17 protein-coding genes are annotated in these 21456 nt (G+C 47.2%); 1 reads left to right on the top strand and 16 read right to left on the bottom strand.

What is annotated here, in order from left to right; all coding sequences use genetic code 11:
* Positions 1 to 33: 33 nt before the first annotated feature.
* The 11 genes from CL55_RS03380 to scpB form a co-directional block, all read right to left on the bottom strand.
* Positions 34 to 450, bottom strand: coding sequence for a type II toxin-antitoxin system VapC family toxin (locus CL55_RS03380; RefSeq protein WP_046329867.1), 417 nt, complete (start codon positions 448 to 450; stop codon positions 34 to 36).
* Positions 450 to 704 (bottom strand): type II toxin-antitoxin system Phd/YefM family antitoxin, encoded by a 255-nt coding sequence (locus CL55_RS03375; protein ID WP_046329866.1) that lies wholly within the window; start codon positions 702 to 704, stop codon positions 450 to 452. Before CL55_RS03375 ends, CL55_RS03380 begins: the two co-directional genes overlap by 1 nt.
* An 80-nt stretch (positions 705 to 784) precedes the next feature.
* Complete coding sequence (locus tag CL55_RS03370) at positions 785 to 3148, bottom strand: Tex family protein (protein WP_046329865.1); 2364 nt, start codon at positions 3146 to 3148, stop codon at positions 785 to 787.
* Between the two features lie 127 nt (positions 3149 to 3275).
* Positions 3276 to 5093, bottom strand: coding sequence for a translational GTPase TypA (typA, locus tag CL55_RS03365; protein ID WP_046329864.1), 1818 nt, complete (start codon positions 5091 to 5093; stop codon positions 3276 to 3278).
* A gap of 63 nt (positions 5094 to 5156) precedes the next feature.
* Complete coding sequence (truB, locus tag CL55_RS03360; protein WP_046329863.1) at positions 5157 to 6068, bottom strand: tRNA pseudouridine(55) synthase TruB; 912 nt, start codon at positions 6066 to 6068, stop codon at positions 5157 to 5159.
* A 6-nt stretch (positions 6069 to 6074) separates the two neighbouring features.
* A complete protein-coding gene (rbfA, locus tag CL55_RS03355) occupies positions 6075 to 6443 on the bottom strand; it encodes a 30S ribosome-binding factor RbfA (protein ID WP_046329862.1) in 369 nt (122 codons plus the stop codon).
* 14 nt (positions 6444 to 6457) lie between these two features.
* Entirely contained in the window at positions 6458 to 9235 is a 2778-nt protein-coding gene (gene infB / locus CL55_RS03350; protein WP_046329861.1) for a translation initiation factor IF-2, read from the bottom strand.
* A gap of 13 nt (positions 9236 to 9248) precedes the next feature.
* Positions 9249 to 10730, bottom strand: a complete 1482-nt coding sequence (nusA, locus tag CL55_RS03345; RefSeq protein WP_046329860.1) for a transcription termination factor NusA — start codon at positions 10728 to 10730, stop codon at positions 9249 to 9251.
* A complete protein-coding gene (gene rimP / locus CL55_RS03340; RefSeq protein ID WP_046329859.1) occupies positions 10727 to 11218 on the bottom strand; it encodes a ribosome maturation factor RimP in 492 nt (163 codons plus the stop codon). The genes nusA and rimP overlap by 4 nt, the downstream gene beginning before the upstream one ends.
* Positions 11219 to 11391: 173 nt before the next feature.
* On the bottom strand, positions 11392 to 13143 hold the full coding sequence (gene rluB / locus CL55_RS03335; RefSeq protein ID WP_046329858.1) for a 23S rRNA pseudouridine(2605) synthase RluB: 1752 nt from the start codon (positions 13141 to 13143) through the stop codon (positions 11392 to 11394).
* Positions 13144 to 13149: 6 nt separating this feature from the next.
* Positions 13150 to 13875 (bottom strand): SMC-Scp complex subunit ScpB, encoded by a 726-nt coding sequence (gene scpB / locus CL55_RS03330; RefSeq protein WP_046329857.1) that lies wholly within the window; start codon positions 13873 to 13875, stop codon positions 13150 to 13152.
* Positions 13876 to 14075: 200 nt separating this feature from the next.
* Between scpB and CL55_RS03325 the strand changes: the two genes are divergently transcribed.
* The gene (locus CL55_RS03325; protein WP_046329856.1) at positions 14076 to 14990 is read left to right on the top strand and encodes a patatin-like phospholipase family protein; all 915 of its coding nucleotides are present in this window, start codon (positions 14076 to 14078) and stop codon (positions 14988 to 14990) included.
* A 19-nt stretch (positions 14991 to 15009) separates the two neighbouring features.
* Here CL55_RS03325 and CL55_RS03320 read toward each other — a convergent pair whose 3' ends face one another.
* The 5 genes from CL55_RS03320 to CL55_RS03300 all read right to left on the bottom strand — a co-directional run bounded on the left by CL55_RS03320 (position 15010) and on the right by CL55_RS03300 (position 21453).
* Positions 15010 to 15693: a C40 family peptidase gene (locus CL55_RS03320; RefSeq protein ID WP_046329855.1), complete on the bottom strand. Its 684-nt coding sequence runs from the start codon at positions 15691 to 15693 to the stop codon at positions 15010 to 15012.
* A 126-nt stretch (positions 15694 to 15819) separates the two neighbouring features.
* Positions 15820 to 17487: an ABC transporter ATP-binding protein gene (locus CL55_RS03315; protein WP_046329854.1), complete on the bottom strand. Its 1668-nt coding sequence runs from the start codon at positions 17485 to 17487 to the stop codon at positions 15820 to 15822.
* Positions 17484 to 18509 carry an ABC transporter permease gene (locus CL55_RS03310; RefSeq protein ID WP_046329853.1) on the bottom strand — a complete coding sequence of 342 codons (1026 nt, stop codon included), beginning with the start codon at positions 18507 to 18509 and terminating at the stop codon, positions 17484 to 17486. The genes CL55_RS03315 and CL55_RS03310 overlap by 4 nt, the downstream gene beginning before the upstream one ends.
* Entirely contained in the window at positions 18506 to 19570 is a 1065-nt protein-coding gene (locus CL55_RS03305) for a microcin C ABC transporter permease YejB (protein WP_205621331.1), read from the bottom strand. The genes CL55_RS03310 and CL55_RS03305 overlap by 4 nt, the downstream gene beginning before the upstream one ends.
* Positions 19571 to 19581: 11 nt before the next feature.
* Positions 19582 to 21453, bottom strand: a complete 1872-nt coding sequence (locus CL55_RS03300) for an extracellular solute-binding protein (RefSeq protein WP_046329851.1) — start codon at positions 21451 to 21453, stop codon at positions 19582 to 19584.
* Between the last annotated feature and the right edge of the window lie 3 nt (positions 21454 to 21456).

The raw sequence follows: 21456 nt of genomic DNA, 5'->3' as shown, positions 1-21456 counted from the left end.
ATCAGGGGCGCCTTGGATTCTCATCAAGACTCACTAAATCCAGGGATCAAAAACCTTTACACCCGATTGACTGAAATCAGATACGTTTCTGGTAACGATAGTCATTCGACTCTCGATAGCAGAAGCTGCAATCATGGCATCTCGCTCTGATTTAGGGTTGGGCACATGAAGGCTAGCACAGCGTTGAGCAACAGCTAGATCAACTGGCAAGACTCTCTCGGAGAATGCTGGCAAGACATTGTGATTTAGCCAGCTTCTGAGTACAGTCCCCTGTTTTTTATCTCGGCGCTCAATTTGTAAAACGCCAATTTCTAATTCCAATACTGTGATCGCAGAAATGAACATGAATTCTGGAAAGATTCCTTCAGCCCAGGACTGAACGCCTTTATTGATTCGACCATCAGCTGACTTCCTCAATTCAGATACAACATTGGTATCTAATAAATACATTACAAAGAATCTCCCATGGGTCTGATGAGGCCTTGTACTTTCGCAGGCTCAAATTGAATTTCACCCGCACCTTTCATCCCCAAAAGATCACACATGTTTTTTCTTTTTCCCAGGATGCGCTGGTAGTCTGAAAAAGTCATCAGCACATGTGCAGGCTTACCTCGATCAGTAATAAAAACAGGGCCTGTTTCAGAGGCTTTTTTAGCCTTGCCAGTATCTTGATTAAATTCTCGGCTAGATAGAGTGGTGATCATTGAAGCCTCCACAAAAATAATTAATGTAGCAATGTTACTACATTATTCTTAGGGGCTCAAGCCCCCACCTGATGAGAGTTTCACCCCTTTAATTTTCGTAAAGCATCTGCCATTGCATTATTGATGGGAAGCGCAGATCTTCTATCTTCTTGAGGTCTTCTAGCTTCTGGAGCTCTTTGGGTGCCAGGTCTATTGGCCCTTTGCTCAGGTTTTGAGCCTATTGATACTTTAGGCGCTTCATCAGAAAGTCGCATTGTTAATGCAATCCGTTTGCGCTTCTCATCCACCTCCACTACTTTGACCTTCACAACCTGTCCCGCTTTAACCACCGTATGCGGGTCTTTTACAAAGGTATTGGCCAATGCGGAGATATGAACTAAGCCATCCTGATGAACGCCAATATCTACGAATGCACCAAAGGCTGCAACGTTGGTGACAACGCCCTCTAAAATCATATCCACTTTCAGGTCACTGATTTTTTCGACACCGTCTTTAAATGTTGCTGTTGTGAACTCAGGGCGTGGATCACGACCGGGCTTTTCTAGTTCTTTAATGATGTCGGTGACTGTAGGAAGACCGAACTTCTCATCGGCATACTTTTCTGGATTGAGTCCTTTGAGTATTGCGATATCACCAATGACCTCTTTGACACCTTTCTTGATGTCTTTCAGAATCTTCTCCACTAAAGGATAAGATTCTGGGTGGACAGCAGAGGCATCCAAAGGATCTTTGCCATTCATAATGCGCAAGAAACCAGCCGCCTGCTCAAAAGTCTTATCTCCTAAGCGCGGTACGCTACGCAAATCTGCCCGCGTCTGAAAAGCACCATGGCTATCTCGATAGGTCACGATACCTTCAGCGACCGTACTACTCAAACCTGAGACTCTTGCCAATAAGGGTGCAGATGCTGTGTTCACATCAACACCGACCGCATTGACGCAATCTTCCACTACTGCCACCAATGACTTGGCTAACTGAGTCTGCATCACATCATGCTGATATTGGCCCACGCCAATGGACTTTGGATCAATCTTCACTAACTCAGCCAGAGGATCTTGCAACCTTCTTGCAATCGATACCGCTCCACGCAGTGACACATCCATACCAGGTAATTCTTTTGAAGCGTACTCGGAGGCAGAATAAACCGATGCTCCTGCTTCAGAAACCACAATCTTGGTTAGCTTAAGTTCAGGTTTAGCTTTGATTAAATCTTGCGCTAACTTATCAGTCTCACGTGAGGCTGTACCGTTGCCGATAGAGATTAAGTTAGCCTGATGTTTCTCAGCTAATTTAGCCAGCGTATGCAGTGAGCCATCCCAATCATTCTTGGGTTGGTGTGGATAAATCACATCGGTATCTACCACTTTGCCTGTCGCATCTACCACGGCAACTTTAACGCCCGTCCTCATGCCGGGATCAAGGCCAATCGTGACCTTTGGTCCTGCAGGTGCAGCTAACAGCAAAGCCTTGAGATTACGTGCAAAGACATTAATTGCCTCAGCCTCTGAGCGCTCACGCAATGCACTCATCAGCTCGGACTCCAAATGCATAGAGCACTTGATACGCCAAGTCCAACGCACAGTCTCTGCGAGCCAATGATCAGCAGGGCGGCCTTCATTTTTAATCTTGAACTGATTGGCAATACGAGACTCGCAAGGATTATGCGGTGCGTCCCATTTAGGCTTTTCTTCTTCGGTATCTAGACGCAAGTTGACCATGAGCATTTGCTCGCGACGACCTCGAAATAATGCCAAAGCACGATGCGACGGAATTGCCGAGATAGGCTCTGAGTAATCGAAGTAGTCCGCAAATTTCTCACCCTCTTGCTCTTTACCAGCAATCACTTTAGATTCCACGACACCGTGCTCTTGCAAATACGTTCTAAGTGATTGCACCAGTCCGGCATCTTCAGCAAAGCGCTCCATCAAAATCTGACGCGCACCTTCAAGAGCGGCCTTGGTATCGACTACACCTGGGTTATCACCTTGATCGGATGTAAATGCCTCTTTGAGGTATTTGGTTGCTTCCGCTTCTGGATCCAGCATGGGGTTAGCCAATAAATCATTAGCCAAAGGCTCTAACCCAGCCTCTAGAGCAATTTGTGCCTTAGTGCGACGCTTGAGTTTATAGGGGAGATAGAGATCCTCTAAGCGGGTCTTATCCTCAGCCAACATAATAGATTTAAGCAACTCTGGCGTCATCTTGCCCTGCTCTTCAATCGAAGTAACGATCGCTTTGCGACGCTCTTCTAATTCTCTCAAATAACTAAGTCGATCTTCTAGTAAACGTAACTGCGTATCGTCCAAACCACCAGTTGCCTCTTTGCGATAACGTGCAATAAAGGGAACGGTTGCACCTTCATCCATTAATGCAATGGCGGCAGCCACTTGTGCAGGTTTAGCAGATAACTCTTGGGCAAGGCGTTGTTCAATAGATGGCAGCATGAAATAATTAATTTACTAAGATTTTAAGAATATTGCTCTGGAGGAAAAATAAGAGCCACCCAAAGGTGACTCTTATTAACTCACTAGATGACTGATTAAAGCGCCTCAGTGTAGCAACTTTGCGAAATTACTCGCGAGAAGCTTTCTTACGGTCATGCTCCTTCAGATAACGCTTGCGGATTCGAACGCTTTTCGGTGTTACTTCTACCAACTCATCATCGCTAATGAATTCAACAGCGTATTCCAAAGTTAAATCAATTGGTGTCACCAAACGAACCGCTTCGTCAGTTCCTGAAGAACGTACGTTCGTTAATTGCTTACCTTTGATCGGGTTCACAACCAAGTCGTTATCGCGACTATGGATACCAATCACCATGCCTTCATAAACAGGGTCACCATGTTTTACAAACATACGACCACGGTCTTGTAGTTTCCAAATAGCATAGGCAACAGCTTCGCCGTCATCTTGGCTAATCAATACACCGTTGTGACGTTCGCCCAAGATGCCATCTTTAGCTGGAGCATATGAATCAAATGTATGACTCATCAAACCGTTACCGCGAGTCATAGTCATAAAGTCGCCTTGGAAGCCAATCAAACCACGCGCAGGAATACGGTACTCAAGACGGGTACGACCTTTTCCGTCACTCACCATATCTTGTAACTCGCCCTTACGCTTACCCAAGTCTTCCATCACAGAACCTTGGGTAGCATCTTCTACGTCAACCGTTAAGTTCTCGTACGGCTCCATCTTGACGCCATTCTCTTCGTGGAAGACAACGCGAGGACGGGAAACTGCCATCTCATAGCCTTCACGACGCATAGTCTCTACCAAGATAGTAAGGTGCAACTCACCGCGACCTGACACTTCAAACACGGTGTCATCATCAGTTTCTTTTACGCGCAACGCCATGTTGGCTTTCAATTCACGATCAAGACGCTCACGAATCTGGCGGCTAGTCACGAACTTGCCTTCACGACCAGCTAATGGGCTGGTGTTCACCATGAAGTTCATGGTTAAAGTAGGCTCATCAATCTTGAGCATTGGTAATGGATCTGGTTTATCGACCGCGCAAACCGTTGTACCTATCGCCAACTCTTCAATACCGTTGATGAGAGCAATATCGCCGGCAAAAGCCTCGTCAACGATTTCACGCTCTAAACCTTTAAATTTCAATACTTGGTTGATACGGCCTTTAAATGGCACGCCATCAGGACCATTCATACAGACTACTTCCATGCCTGACTTCACACGTCCACGGCTAATACGGCCAACACCAATCTTACCGACATAACTGTTGTAGTCGATTGAAGAAATCTGGAATTGCAAAGGACCATCTGGATCATCATCACGCACAGGTACGTATTTCAGAACAGCGTCAAACAATGGACGCATATTACCTTCACGGACATCCTCTGTAGTTCCTGCATAGCCGTTCAAGCCTGATGCATAGATAATTGGGAAATCAAGCTGTTCTTCCGAAGCGCCTAACTTGTCAAACAATTCAAAAGTAGCATTGATTACATAGTCACAACGTGCACCTGGACGGTCAACCTTGTTAATCACAACGATAGGCTTCAAACCAAGGGCTAGAGCTTTCTTGGTTACGAAGCGAGTTTGCGGCATTGGGCCTTCAACCGCATCAACCAAGAGCAAAACACCGTCAACCATGGAGAGCACACGTTCTACTTCACCACCGAAGTCGGCGTGTCCTGGTGTGTCTACGATGTTGATGTGTGTGCCGTCATATTCCACTGCACAGTTCTTGGACAAAATAGTAATGCCACGCTCTTTTTCCAAATCGTTTGAGTCCATGACGCGTTCGGTCATTTTTTCATTTGAGCGGAATGTGCCAGATTGGCGCAAGAGTTGGTCAACCAAAGTAGTTTTACCGTGGTCAACGTGGGCGATGATGGCGATATTACGAAGTGCGCGTTTAGTCATGTGAAGCTTCTGAAGTTAAGAATAGGGTTAATTAAGGTTAATGAACAAATAAGTCAAAATGATTTAATGGGCAGAAGAAATTAAACGCTTGGGATGCAATACCCCAGAGCGCCAATCTCCAGTGCCGATAAAGTTGTGGGGAGCAGCAGTTGCGCGATAGATACGCACTAGAGCTTCTATCGAGGGTAAATTGAGTGGAACTCGTTGACCCATCTCCAAACGTTTTGCCTGCTGCTCATCTACCGTTAGATGCGGCAAGGTTTGCAAGAGTGCATCGACTGGCAAGATATAGCTTGAGCTTTCTTGCAAGCCTTTCTGGATAGATTCGATTGTGAAAGACTGCTCTAAAGTGAGGTGACCTACTTCAGTGCGGCGCAAGCCAACTAAATGCGCACCACAACCCAAAGCTTTACCAATATCTTCTGCCAAGACGCGGATGTAAGTACCTTTACTGCAGCTGACTTCTAAAGTAGCTTCCGGCCAATTGATATTGGTCCAACGAATCGCATGAATCGTAATATTTCGTGGGGCACGCTCCAACTCAACACCAGCACGAGCATATTCATATAAAGGCTTACCATCGCGCTTAAGCGCAGAATACATTGGTGGAACCTGACTGATGGGGCCAGTAAATGCTGGTAATAATGACTCTAGCGCTAACTTCAAGGCAACTTCATCAGCAAATACTGGGGGCGGCAACTCTTCAATGATGAGGCCTTCAGCATCGCCGGTATCAGTACGCTGACCAAATTTCACTTGAGCGATGTAAGTCTTATCTGCTTCCAATAAATCCTGAGAGTATTTCGTTGCCTCACCTAAGCAAATGGGAAGTAAGCCTGTAGCCATTGGATCCAATGTACCTGTATGACCAGCTTTTTCTGCATTAAATGCACGCTTCACCGCTGTGACTGCGCCTTGCGAGCTCATGCCAGCAGGTTTATCAAGCAAGACAACGCCGTCAATACGTACAGACATATCTATTTACGCGTTCTCGTCTTTGCGATCACTATCCACCGCTTGATCAATTAAGCGAGACATTTCGATACCGTGCTCAACAGAACTGTCATAGTGGAAATGCAGGGTTGGCACAGTATGAATATGCAAACGCTTAAACAATAATGAGTGCAAGTAACCCGCTTTATCCTGGAGTGCCTTCAATGCTACCTCGGGCTCAACGCCCAAAACAGTAAAGAAGACTTTTGCGTGCGCCAAATCTGGCGTGAGTTCGATACTTTGTAAGGTAATCAAACCCAGGCTCGGGCTACGCAATTCACGAGGAATCAGCTCGGCCAGATCTCGCTGGATTTGATCGGCGAGACGCTGGTTACGATGAGGGCTAGTTTTATGCATTAACTAGGTAGCTCTTACAGTGTTCTAGCGACTTCAGTGACTTCAAATGCTTCCAGTTGATCGCCTTCTTTGATGTCGTTATAGCCTTTTAATGACAAGCCACACTCAACACCAGCACGAACTTCTTTTGCATCATCTTTAAAGCGCTTGAGAGAATCTAACTCACCGCTCCAGATCACTACGTTTTCACGCAATAAGCGAACGCTAGAGTTACGCTTGACAACACCGTCGAGCACTAAGCAACCTGCAATCGCGCCAACTTTAGATACCAAGAAGACTTGACGGATCTCCACCATACCGGTGATTTCTTCTTTCTTATCTGGTGTCAACATACCGCTCAAGGCTGCCTTCACTTCATCAACTGCGTCATAAATAATGTTGTGATAACGAATATCTACACCATTATTCTCAGCCAACTTACGCGCCGCACCATCCGCGCGAGAGTTAAAGCCAATGATCACTGCCTTAGAAGCCACTGCTAAGTTCACGTCAGTTTCAGTAATACCGCCCACTGCTGCATGAACGATTTGAACTTTCACCTCTGCAGTAGAGAGCTTTTGCAATGACTGTGACAATGCTTCCTGAGAGCCTTGTACGTCTGCCTTAATGATCAGCGGCAATAACTTAGCTTCTATCGCGCCCTCTTCCATATTTTCCATCATGGTTTCGAGTTTGAATGCTTGCTGTTTGGCTAACTTCACATCACGGAATTTACCTTGACGGAACAGTGCGATCTCACGTGCTTTACGCTCGTCAGGGACCACTTGCACTGATTCACCAGCTGCAGGAACTTCAGATAAACCTTGAATCTCTACAGGGATAGATGGGCCAGCTTCATTACATGGCTTGCCGTTTTCATCCAACATCGCACGAACACGACCGTAGGTTGAGCCGGCTAGCAACATGTCACCACGCTTGAGCGTTCCAGATTGAACAAGAACAGTAGCAACTGGACCACGTCCTTTATCTAAGCGGGCTTCAATTACTAGACCTTGAGCTGGAGCTTCTTGCGCCGCTTTGAGCTCTAAAACCTCAGCTTGCAAGAGTACGTTCTCGAGCAATGCATCGATACCGTCGCCTGTTTTGGCAGAAACACCAATGAATGGTACATCCCCACCATATTCCTCAGGCACTACTTGTTCAGCTACTAATTCAGTTTTGACTCGCTCTAGATTAGCCTCAGGCTTATCGATCTTATTGATTGCAACAACAATAGGAACACCCGCTGCTTGGGCATGGTGAATCGCTTCTCTGGTTTGTGGCATCACACCATCATCTGCCGCAACTACCAAGATCACGATATCCGTTGCCTTAGCACCGCGAGCACGCATGGCCGTAAAGGCTTCGTGACCCGGAGTATCGAGGAAGGTAATCATGCCACGTGGAGTTTCAACGTGATAGGCGCCAATATGCTGAGTAATACCACCGGCCTCGCCAGTAGCAACCTTAGCCGCACGAATCTTATCGAGCAAAGATGTTTTACCGTGGTCAACGTGACCCATCACAGTGACTACTGGTGGACGTGGCAATAACTCTGCATCGTGACCAGCTGTACCTAAATCTAAATCAGGATCATCTAACTTGGCAGCATGCGCTGTGTGGCCCATTTCCTCAACAATGATCATTGCCGTATCTTGATCCAAGATCTGGTTGATCGTGACCATCTGACCCATACCCATCAAGAGCTTAATCACCTCAGCGCTCTTCACGGCCATAGCGTGAGCTAATTCAGCAACAGTAATGGTTTCTGGAACATTGACATCACGCACAATAGCTTCAGTAGGTACCTGGAAATTGGTATCGACATTGGCTTCAGCAATTTGACGTTGCTTTCTTCTGCCACCGCCTGAACGCCAACCACCCACGCCACCAGAGCTGTCGCCACGAGTCTTGAGGCCACCCGGTTTCTTGGCGCCCTCTTCTTGCCAAGTAGATGAAGTCTCTGCAGACTTGATTGTCTTACCACCAACCTTAGGAACTGCTTTTTTCTTATCGTCAGCACCTTCAGCCTTGGCAGGTTTATGCAAAGTGCCTTTTTTGGCCTCTTCAGCAGCAAGTTCACTTGGTGCTTTGAGAACACGAGCGGGTGTACTCATCATGTCGCGAATCGCTAGAGCTTCAGCTTCAGCAGCGGCACGACGTTTTGTAATATCCGCTAACTGCGCCTTATTAGCATCAGCGATATCTTTAGCAGCCTTATCAGCTTTCGCTTTCTTTTCAGCAGATTTAACTGCTGCAGCATCTCCATCTGACTTAGCGGATTTTCCGTCTACCGGCTCAGCTGCACTTGCAGCTGCTGCCGCATCAGCCTCTTTTTGGCGAGCATCTACTGCCGCCTTCATTTCAGCTTCTTGACGAGCCAATAATTCAGCTTGACGAGTAGCTTCAGCTGCGCGTTTTTCTAACTCTTCAGCAGAAAGAATGGGTTTAGCAGATGCTGCAGGAGAAACTTCCTTGGCCGCTGGGGCGGGAGTCTCTTGGGGAGCTTTCTCTCCGGCTTTAACGAGCACGCGCTTTTTACGAACCTCAACCTGAACGGTGCGAGTGCGCCCAGCAGAATCTGCCTGACGAATCTCAGAGTTTTCGCGCTTGATTAATGTAATCTTTTTACGACTACCTGTATCAGCACTGCCATGCTCTTTCTGCAAATGCTCAAGCAGGACAGTCTTGTCCTTTTCGGTAATGCTGTCGTCCTCGGAACCTTTTTCGATACCGGCCGCCTTCAATTGCTCCAGAAGATCTGGCGCGGTACGTTTTAATTCTTTAGCGAGTACTTTTACTGTTGTTGCCATGCACTACTTCCTCTCATGAAGTAAACCAATGTTCGCGCGCTTTCATGATGAGCGTTTTCGCGGTTTCTTCGTCAATTTGTGTCGCCTCAACTAGCTCATCAACAGCCAGTTCAGCTAAGTCGTCACGGGTATGAACTTGATTGTCAGCAAGCTTTGCAACCAATTCAGTGGTCATTCCCTCAAGGGAACGTAAATCTTGTGAGACTTCGCCAACACGCTCTTCTTTAGCTAATTCCATAGTTAAGAGAGAGTCGCGCGCACGAGTACGCAATTCGTTTACGGTGTCTTCATCAAAAGAATCAATTTCTAACATTTCAGAAAGGGGTACGTAAGCAACCTCTTCCAATGTGTTGAAACCTTCTTCAATCAAGATATCAGCAACTTCTTGGTCAACGTCCAATTTATCCATGAATAATTGACGTACAGAAGCGGCTTCTTTTTCAGTTTTCTCAGCAGATTCTTCTGGAGTCATGATGTTGATCTGCCAACCAGTCAATTCACTAGCCAAGCGGACGTTCTGTCCGCTACGGCCAATCGCAATTGCCAAGTTCTCTTCATCAACCACTACGTCCATAGCGTGACGCTCTTCGTCAACCACAATAGAAGATACTTGTGCTGGAGCTAAGGCACCAATCACAAACTGCGCTGGATCTTCAGACCACAACACAATATCCACTGCCTCACCAGCTACTTCGTTACGCACTGCAGTAACGCGTGTGCCACGAACGCCAACGCAGGTACCGATTGGATCAATGCGCTTATCATAAGTAATCACAGCAATCTTTGCGCGGATACCAGGATCACGTGCCGCACCCTTAATCTCTAATAAACCTTGTTCCATTTCTGGAACTTCGTTCTCGAATAACTTGATCAAGAAATCTGGGCAAGTACGCGAGAGCTCAATCTGTGGGCCACGGGCTTCACGGTCTACTTTGAGGATATAAGCACGAACACGGTCGCCAGAACGCAGATTCTCTTTTGGAATCATTTGATCGCGACGCAATAGGGCTTCAACGCGACCAGACTCAATAATCAAACCATTTTTGTCGGCACGCTTTACAGTACCGGTCATGACTTTTTCGCCACGCTCAAGGTAGTCGTTCAGAATTTGCTCACGCTCAGCATCCCGAATGCGTTGCAAGATTACTTGCTTAGCAGCTTGTGCGCCAATACGGCCAAAGGCTAAAGACTCAATTTGTTCTTCAATGTATTCGCCAACTTCCATATCCGGAAATTGCTCGAGGGCTTCGAAATGCAGAATTTCTTTATCAGGCTCTTGGAGACCCGCTTCATCAGGAACAACCAACCAACGACGGAAGGTTTCGTATTCACCAGACTCGCGATCAATCGATACACGAATATCCACATCTTCTGTCGGATAACGTTTCTTAGTGGCTGATGCCAACGCCATTTCTAGCGCCTCAAACACAATCGCTTGATCTACGTTCTTTTCACGCGCTAAGGCGTCTGCCAACATGAGAACTTCTCGGCTCATGACTTTCTTCCTTTGAAATCAATAACAGGGACCAACCGAGTCTTATCGACCTCGGCTAAAGAAAACTCCAATTGAGACTCAGCGCCATCGGCGCCTTCAAACAACAAACCAAATTTCGCATCAGGTGAATCCAACTCACCACTCAGCAAACCTTGCAACACACCACGAAACTTCTTGCGATCGCCAGCGGCAACCCGCAATTTCAAGTCCACTTCCATTCCGGAGAAGCGCTCGTAATCAGCCGCTGATTTAACAGGGCGATCTAGACCAGGAGAAGAAATCTCTAGACGCTCAAAGGGAATGTTTTCAACTGGCAAGGTGTAGCTCAGTTGATGACTTACCTTTTCGCAATCCTGGACATTAATCAAGCGCTCGTAATCTGGGTTTTCAATCGTGACGCGCAGTAAACCTCCGGCTTCACGCTCAATATCAACTAGCGTGTACCCTAAGTTTTCTACCTCTGCAGAAATAATCCGCTGATCCTTCACGAATACCCTTCAACCCAAAACGGCAAAAAAAAATGGGCTTCAAAGCCCATATTCTCGAAATTCAGAACAGGCCGACTTACGTTGATCGCAACATCAGTCGGTAACAACTTAAAACAGCAGCGAACTGCTGTAAGACCAAAATTATAGCTGATTTAGAGGAAAACCGATAGAAATCAGAAGCTTTCGCTTGGATTCCGCGGTTTTCTAGGGCCTTTATTGAAGGGTTTGCGCCCTTTTGGTGCCCCCCGTTTAGGTCCATTTCCGGGGCTTTGCGGGCTTGCCGTCACAAAAGCAGACTGTCCATGGTGAACTTTCTTGGCTTTATTGCGGTTTTGACCCTGACCGCCAGCTTGACCACCCTGTGAACCTGCACCCGGACGCCCACCTTGGGTACGACCACGAAATGGACCGCGCCCCTCGCTCGAACCACCGCCGCCAGGTTTGCCACCCCGACCTTGATGAGTCAGAGCACCATGACCACTCGCCTGGGTTAAAGCATCCCGTGAACCCCAATAAGAAACCGAGGTTTGCATTGGGTCTGGCTGAAAATCTCCGCTTGAAGCAGGATTACGGTCTCGTCCGTGAGCTCCAGAACTTGGGCTACGACCCTTATCTTGGGGTTGAGGCATTTTTAAGCCTGCAAACTTCATTAAGTTATAGATACCACCGGCTTCAATCTCTTCCCACTTACCCCGCCTCAAGCGTGGAGGCAATAAGAAAATGCCATAACGAGTACGAATCAAGCGCGAGACGACATGTCCGACTGCTTCAAACATGCGGCGCACCTCACGGTTACGGCCTTCAGTCAAAGCAACGTGGTACCAACGGTTTGCACCCTCCCCGCCACCCATAGAAAGGCGTAAGAATTTGGCTTGACCATCATCTAAGGTGATGCCACTCTTTAATTGAGTCATATTTTCTTGACTCAGATCACCCAAAATACGGACAGCGTACTCGCGCTCAACACCATAACGAGGATGCATCAAGCGATTCGCTAGCTCGCCTGAAGTTGTAAATAGCAATAGACCTTCAGTATTAAAGTCCAGACGCCCAACCGCAATCCAACGTCCTTGACGTGGCTTTGGCAAACGATCAAAAACAGTTGGACGACCCTCTGGATCAGACTGACTCACGATTTCACCGGAAGGCTTGTGATACATGATCACGCGCGGTGGCTTAGTCTGAATCTTGCGGTGCACTGGCTTGCCGTTAATGCGCACTTGATCTGTAGGTCCGATACGCTGGCCAATATGGGCTGGCAATCCATTTACGGATACGCGCCCTTGAATAATCAAGTCTTCCATATCGCGACGTGAACCCATGCCGACATCAGCTAATACCTTGTGCAGCTTGACAGTATCTTCGTCGTCAGCCTCATCATCCAAGCCATCTAAATCTGACCAAACTTCATCACGCAAGCTGAGCGGTAAATCATCGATGTTGGCAAATTGCAAGCTGCTCATCTCATCATCGCTAGGCCCATCTGCATCATCGTCATGACGCACACGTTGTGCGCGACGCTCTGCACCAGTTTGATGAGAAATCTCATTCTCATTCACACCATCTGGATTCTTAACTTCAACTATCTCAGGCGCATCTAATGCAGCATCGAATTCTCCAGAGACTACTGAAGCAAATAAGGCTTCACTCTCTGCTACATTTGGCGCCAGCTTGGCGGCTGAGTGGTTTGCACCCTCACGCACTCCACCACCTTCGCCCTCGCGACGAGGCCGATCCTTGTTAAATGGACGTTTCTTATTAAATGGCTTACCAGCGCCCGCACCCTGACGGCGTGGACGACGTGGACCGCCTTCGCGCCCTTCGCCTTTTGCGCCCTCTGAATGATTGGGCGCAGACTCAGAGCCAGAGGAATTATCCGATGTCGATTTAATCGGAGATGAATCGTTTTCGTTATGACTTGTCATTAATAATTATTTTTGTTCGTCTGGCTTGTCTTCAGACTCTGGAGTAACTTCTTCTACTGCTTCACTTGTCTTTTCACTGATGAATTCTTCGTTTACCAATTCTTCATCTGTTGACTGAATGATGGGCTGCCCATTTTCATCTAGCTCAATGACTGTCTCAACAGTAGCGCTAGCATCAAATTCCATTACCGCCTGACCTAATTGCGCAGCTGCAGCCATCGGCGCAGCATCTTCTAACATTGGTAAGCTTTGTAAATTAGTCAGGCTCAAGTCATCTAAAAATTGCTTAGTAGTGGCATATAAACCAGGACGACCGATAGTCTCTTTATGACCAATCACCTCAACCCAGCCACGATCTTCTAACTGCTTCATCACATTGCTGCTTACTGCAACACCACGAATCTCTTCGATCTCACCGCGGGTCACTGGTTGGCGGTAGGCAATGATCGCCAAGGTTTCCATTACAGCACGAGAATACTTTGGTGGCTTTTCTGGGGTTAAACGATCAAGATATTCACGCATTGCTAAGCGGCTCTGAAAGCGCCAACCTGTTGCAATGTGAACTAACTCCATGCCTTTGTCTTCCCAGGCTTTTTGAAGCTCGATAAGGGCATTATCAATTTCACCAGGGGCAATATCTTCGACAAATAAGCGCGTCATATCGGCAACTGTGAGTGGTTCTTGCGCGCACAAGAGAGCTGTTTCAATTACGCGTTTATTGTGATCATCCATAAAATTCGGGCTATCAGGTAAGGACCTGATGAGACTATAAAAATGTATTTCAGTAATGGGTTGGCAGTGTTCTGGTGGTGCTATTTAGCTACAACGGGCAATTGATCTCCGAAAATCATATTGGAGAACTGCCTGCGCTCAAATAAAGTCTTTTTCGCTCACCTTCAGCCATTATAAGGGAGGCTCAATACAATAGCTATATGCACGAAATTACAGCCATAACCCCTCTTTTATCCCCCGAGGCCGAGACGAGACGTCGTTTCCTTGGTTTAGGCTTAGGTTTAGGGGCCCTCATTGGAGGCTCAAGTCTGACTGGGTGTAGCTTAATGGGCAGTCGCAAACCTGTCATTGGCCTTGCCTTAGGGGCAGGTGCCGCTCGAGGTTTTGCCCATGTGGGTGTTATCAAGGCATTAGAGGCGCAAGGTATTCGGCCCGATATCGTGGTCGGTAGTAGTGCCGGAAGCGTTATTGCGGCACTATTTGCCTCTGGCGCCACCGGAAATGATCTCAATCGGCTAGCCTTAAATCTGGATGAAGCAACCATAGCCGACTGGGGACTCCCCTTTGCTGGAAGGTTTGGCGGCCTGATTAAAGGTGACGCCCTGCAAAACATGGTGAATCGTGAGGTGCAAAATAAGTCTATCGAACAAATGCGCATACCCCTGGGAATTGTGGCAACTGAACTGCAATCAGGCAAAGGTATTTTGTTTCGCTCTGGCAATACAGGTCTAGCGGTACGCGCCTCCTGCAGTGTTCCAGGTGTATTCCAGCCAGCAGTCATCAGCGGCAAAGAATATGTTGATGGTGGCTTAGTTGCTCCAGTACCAGTAAGTTATGCCAGGCAGATGGGTGCAACGCTGGTGATTGCGGTCAACATCTCGTCAGAACCCGTTCATCAAGATGCCAGCGGAACCTTTGGCGTGATGCAACAAACGATATCCATCATGCAGCGAAGTATTAATCAGTATGAACTCAAGAGCGCGGATATTGTGATTACGCCTCACCTCAAGCAAATGAGTAGCGGTGACTTCAAATCCAGGAATGCCGCCATCCTTGCTGGAGAGGTTGCTGCACAGGAGCAAATGGCACTAATTAAAGAGAGATTGAAGGGCTGAAAATATTTCAGCTGGAGGATTAGAGACTACGAGATTTGCGTTTGAGTTTATTCACTTCATTCAACAACTCTTTACGCTCTGCATCACCCAAGTTGTCGCTGCCATCTAAGCGGCGAGCGCCATCAAAGCGCTTATCCCAGTAAAGACTACCGAGGTCGTCTACACGCACACTAGTGCCTTTGGATGGGGAATGAATAAACTTATTGTCGCCAACATAAATGCCGACATGCGAGAAAGTTAAACGCATGGTGTTAAAGAACACTAAATCGCCAGGTTGCAATTCTTCACGGGTAATGGGTTTGCCCACTCGACTCATTTGAGTAGATTTGCGTGGCAATAAAAAACCTAGCTTATCTTTAAAAACGTAGCCAACAAAACTACTACCGTCCAAACCAGATTGGGGCAACTCTGCATCCCAGCGATAACGCACACCAATCACTTCCATAGCGCGGTTAATTAATTCTTCTGACTTGCCGGTAACCGAGTCTGCCAATCGATCTGACACGCGAGCGAAGTAAGACTTGCCTGCCTGAAACATCGTTTCTTTTGGAATCTCTTTGGCCACTTCTGCGGGCACGTCTTTTGCAGCATCAGCAACAGCGTCTGCAGCTTGCGCAGGATTAGCAGCCAATATGATTGCAATCAGCGCAGCAATCGGCAACTGCTTGATCAGCATTGGCAAGAGGTCTTTTTTAAGGGACATCGCCCGATTCTAACAAAGAAGACCCATTTCACCAAGTACTAAGCCTTGGGGTAACTCTTTGTTTTGAATAGTATATTTGTCATTATGGGGCATAAATGCACCACTTTAGCCCCTTGCAGAGCCCATTTAACTCAGCTCAGCAGCTGCAAATAGTTCTTGGGTATACGTCTGCCGAGGGTGCTGAATGAGGGTCTCAGTATCACCAAACTCCACCACCCTACCCCCTTTGAGCACCATCACCTCATGTGACATTGCCCGAATGACCGCCAAATCATGGCTAATCATCAAATAGGCTAAGTTGTATTTTTTCTGGAGCTCAGTCAACAAAGCGAGCACCTGTTTTTGAATCGATACATCTAATGCCGAAGTTGGCTCGTCTAATACCAAGATCTGCGGCTTCAAAATCAAAGCGCGAGCAATCGCAATGCGCTGCCTCTGACCACCAGAGAATTCATGGGGATAACGCGTGAGAGCGGAACGATCAATTCCTACCTCTCGCAAAATATCGAGGACGCGGGACTCACGCTCCGCTGCAGACAAATTCGGAAAGTGCACATCCAAACCCTCTGAAACAATTTGCATTACGTTCATGCGTGGAGAAAGCGAACCAAACGGATCTTGAAAAATCACCTGCAAACTAGAACGCATGGCTCGGCGTTCTATTGGTTTTAACTTTTGCCAATCCTGACCTAATATATCTACTGTGCCAGTGATCTCAGCTGCAGAATCACCTAACAAGCCTAAAACCGCCATGCCTAAAGTAGTCTTGCCTGAACCGGACTCACCAATCACTCCGATAGTCTGCCCCTGCTTCAGCTCAAAGCTGACCTTACGCAGCACTTGATGACGTGGGGGTTTTTTAAACCAAGCGGTGGACTCTGTACCTGGATAAGAAACAGACAAGTTCTCCGTTTTTAATAACACCGGCGCCAAAGGCATTACTGGCGCTAAATCGCGAACAGGCTCACTATTTACCAAGGCTTTTGTATACGCATCATCTGGATGCTCAAAGACTTGCTTTGTAGGTCCCACCTCCATGAGGTTGCCCTGATTGAGAACTGCAACGCGCTGAGCAAAATGTTTAACCAAGTTGAGATCATGTGTGATCAACAAGATTGCCATGCCACCGTGATCTTTAGACTCCTCTTGTAACTCTTTAAGTAAATCCAAAATCTGCAAACGCAAGCTGACGTCTAAAGCGGTAGTTGGCTCATCTGCAATGAGTAATCTGGGTTTACAAGCTAATGCCATCGCAATCATGGCGCGTTGACGCTGTCCACCAGATAATTGGTGAGGATAAGAGTGGAAACGCTTCTCTGGTTCAGGAATGCCGGTTTTCTTAAGCAGCTCAATTGCCGCAGACATCGCATCAGCCTTGGTGATCAATAGTTCATCAATTTGCACTGCCTCAACAATCTGATTGCCGATAGTAAATAAAGGATTGAGCGCAGTCATCGGCTCCTGAAATACCATGGCAATTTCACGTCCACGAATTTCACGAATAGACTGTATGGGCATATCTAGCAAATTCACTGGGGGAGAACTAGTATCTGTACTCTTGCCACTCCACAAAATTCGACCAGATGTTTTTGCACCCTCCGGCTCAAGGCGCAGTGGCGCTAATGCAGTCAGCGTCTTACCTGAGCCAGACTCTCCAACTAGGGCAACTCGCTCGCCCACACCAATCTCTAGATCAAGATGGCTCACGGCAAATTTTTCACGCCGACCCGACCCAAATGAAATTGAAAAATCTTCATAGCGTAGGAGTGGAGCTGCAGTTTTCACGGAACTCATGAACGGCCTCCACTCATCGTGCCCGATTTACGAGAATCAAAGGCATCGCGCAAAGCCTCACCCATAAAAGTGAGCAAGAGTAAGGTAGCTACTAAAACAATAAAGGTCGATAGTGAAATCCACCAAGCATCTAAATTACTTTTTCCCTGAGAGAGCAATTCACCGAGACTCGGCGTTCCTGGTGGCACGCCTAAACCTAAGAAATCTAAACTGGTGAGCGATAAGATCGCCGCACTCATTCTGAAGGGAAGAAAGGTAATAACGGGAGTCAAACTATTCGGCAGAATATGGCGCCACATAATTTGTAGATTGGTTAAGCCCAATGCGCGGGCTGCACGAACGTACTCTAGTGCGCGATTACGGAAGAACTCTGCACGTACATAATCAGATAAGCCCATCCAACCAAATGCTGCCAGCAAAATAATCAGTAGCCAAATACTTGGGTTAAAGATAGAGGCAAAGATGATGAGAAGATATAGCTCTGGCATCGCCGACCATATCTCAATCAAACGCTGAGAAACCAGATCGAACTTGCCGCCAAAGAATCCCATTAAAGAGCCGGTGATAATGCCCACACTGACACCCACAATGGTGAGAGCTAAGCCAAACAAAATCGATAGACGAAAGCCATAAATTAAACGAGATAAAACGTCGCGCCCACGATCATCAGTGCCTAACCAGTTATCAAGCGATGGTGGCGCAGGATTAGGTACTTTTGAGAAGTAATTGAGCGTTTCATAGCTATACGGGATGGGTGGATAAATTGCCCAATTACCCTTGCTAGTAATGTTGTAACGAATATCCGGATCTAAAAAATCGGTTGGCGTCGCAAAGTCACCCCCAAACACTCTCTCAGGTTGTGACTTCACAATGGGGAAATAGAATTTTCCTTCATAGCGAACAATGAGGGGTTTGTCATTCGCAATTAGCTCAGCGCCCATGGAGAGACCAAATAGGATCATGAAGATCCAAAGGCTGGCGTAACCCATGCGACTATTTTTAAATCGATGCCAGCGACTCATGAGCCACCTCCCGCACCAAACTGGATGCGTGGGTCAATGTAGACATAGCAAAGATCTGAAATCAACTTCGTAAACAAGCCGATCAGCGTAAAGAGATAGAGTGTTCCGAAAACCACTGGGTAGTCACGTCGCATAACGGACTCATAGGAAAGCAAACCGAGTCCATCTAAAGAAAATAGGGTTTCGATCAGTAGTGAGCCCGTAAAGAAGGCGCCAATAAATGCCGCTGGAAAGCCAGTCACCAAAGGAAGGAGCGCATTGCGGAACACATGTTTCCATAGCACTTGTTTTTCGGTGAGGCCTTTGGCTCTCGCAGTTAATACATACTGCTTACGAATCTCCTCTAGAAAAGAGTTTTTAGTCAGCATGGTGATCACAGCAAAGCTACCTAAAACAGAGGCGGTAATTGGCAAAACTAAATGCCATAAATAATCCATTACCTTGCCTATCATGCTGAGCTCACTCCAGTTATCTGAAGTCAGCCCTCGCAAGGGGAAGATCTGCAGGAAACTGCCGCCACCAAAAATGACGAGCAACAGAACGCCCAGCACAAAACCTGGAATGGCATAGCCCACCAAAATCATCGTACTCGTTACCGCATCAAAGCGAGAGCCATCTCTGACTGCCTTGGCTATACCCAAGGGTATCGATACCAAATACGTCAGAAAGAAAGTCCACAAACCAATACTGATAGAAACAGGTAATTTAGAGACTACTAATTGCCAAACACTTTGGTGTTGGTAATAGCTCTGACCCAAATCGAATTGCGCAAAACGTTTGAGCATCATGAAATAGCGCTCTACTGGTGGCTTATCAAAACCATACAAAGCCTTCACCTCAGCCAAGCGCTCAGCATCCACTCCTTGGCGACCACGGTAGTTACTTCCACCACCTGAAGACTCCGCACCACTAACTGCAGCATCACCCTTACCCTTGAGCTCTAACATCAACTGCTCAACTGGGCCACCCGGTACAAATTGCACCACAGCAAATGTCAGAGTTAAGACACCTAACAAGGTGGGAATCATCAAGAGCACACGCTTGAAAATATATGACCACATTTGCCCTTGCATTAGCGCGCCCCCTCTTTCCACCAATTGAGCAGAATCCAAGATTCAGCGGTGTAATACAAAGGCGGTTCTGGATAGCGCATCTCCTTACGATACGCGATTCGATGCGTCGGGTTGTACCACTGAGGAATAACGTAGTAACTATTCCAAAGCACACGGTCTAAGGCTCTAGTAGCAGCACGTAACTCTTCGCGAGTCTGAGCTTTCACAATGGCATCTACCAAAGCATCAACTACGGGTGATTGAACCCCAATCACATTGTCAGAACCTTTTTCTTTTGCGGCCTGACTACCAAAGCGATCCCACAATTCATTACCTGGGCTTTGTGAGTCTGGGAAGCGAATGGTCGTCATATCAAAGTCGTACTCATCCATACGTTTCTGATGCAAAGCAAAATCACTCGTCCGAATATCAACCTGAATACCCAGCTTCTCTAAATTGCGAACGTAAGATGAAATCACTCTCAAGAAAAATGGGCCGTCCTCGACCATCTCAAATCGGAAAGGCTCACCCTGCATATTCCGTAATGCACCATCACGGTATTGCCAACCAGCCTGAGCCAACAAATCACGTGCTTTGCGCAGATTCTGACGCAAGCTATCGGGTGAGGCGGTTGAGGGTGCGGCTGGCATTGCATCAAAGACAGCATCAGGTACCCACTTAGGATATTGGGCTTTTAGAGGCTTGAGTAGTTTCAACTCCGCTTCGGTAGGCTTGCGAGGGCCATCGAAATTCGCACTCAGATCACTGTTCGTAAAGTAGCTATTGATGCGACTGTATTGCTCAAAGAAGAGTTGGCGATTTAACCACTCAAAGTCAAGCGCATACCCTAAGGCTTGTCGTACCCGTGGATCCTGAAAAATCGGTCGACGTACATTCATTGCAAAACCTTGCATGCCAGCGCCATTGTGATTGAGAAACGCTTTCTTCTCTAAAGTGCCATCATTAAATCTAGGACCCACATAACTCTTAGCCCAATTCTTCGCGCGGTACTCTACTAATGCATCGAACTCTCCAGCCTTGAAAGCTTCTAAACGAACGGCATCATCACTGTAAAGTTTGTAGTTCACGCGATCAAAGTTGTAAAAACCAACACGGACATTGAGCGGCTTAGCACCTTGATCACCCCAGTAATTGGGATTACGTTTAAAGATCATGGTCTTGCCAGCTTTATAAGACTCGATCACATACGGACCACTGGCTATTGGGTGCTCAAAGGTCAACTTATCAAATGGGGTAATACTGCCATCGGGCTTCTTACCCCAGTTGCGAGAGAACACCGGCAAGGTACCCACCATCACTGGTAATTCAGGATTGCGATTCTTAAAGTCGAAACGGATTATGCGATCCGAAATAACTACTGCCTGCTTCACATCGGCATACACCGTTTTAAATTGTGGATTGGCAAGTGAGCTCATCAAGGTATCAAAGCTATGCTTTACGTCACCGGCCAAAATCGCATTGCCATCTGAAAACTTTGCCTCAGGTCGAATCCAAAATACCACTGACATCTTGTCGGGTGCCACTGCAATATCTTCCGCAATCAGACCGTAGGCACTAGAGACCTCATCTGCACTACCCACCGCCAAAGACTCAAACATCAGTTGAGCGATACCAGGGGCTGTCACACCACGCAGCGTAAATGGATTGAACTTATCAAAGCTAGTGCGACGATCGGGGTTAGGCAAAGTTAAGGTGCCACCCCTAGGCGCCTGGGGATTGACGTAATCAAAATGGCTAAATCCATCAGCGTATTTGGGCTTACCGTATTGAGCGATCCCCTGCGCACCATGAGCCGAATGAAACGCCACCCCAGCCAGAAGGGCTAAGAGTAGCAAATGGGGGATTTGGCGGATGGCGTGGAGCTTGGGCATATA

This window comes from Polynucleobacter duraquae (genome assembly GCF_000973625.1).
Lineage (GTDB): Bacteria > Pseudomonadota > Gammaproteobacteria > Burkholderiales > Burkholderiaceae > Polynucleobacter > Polynucleobacter duraquae.
Note: the sequence above shows the minus strand (reverse complement) of the source record. Positions and strands in the feature narration are given on the sequence as shown.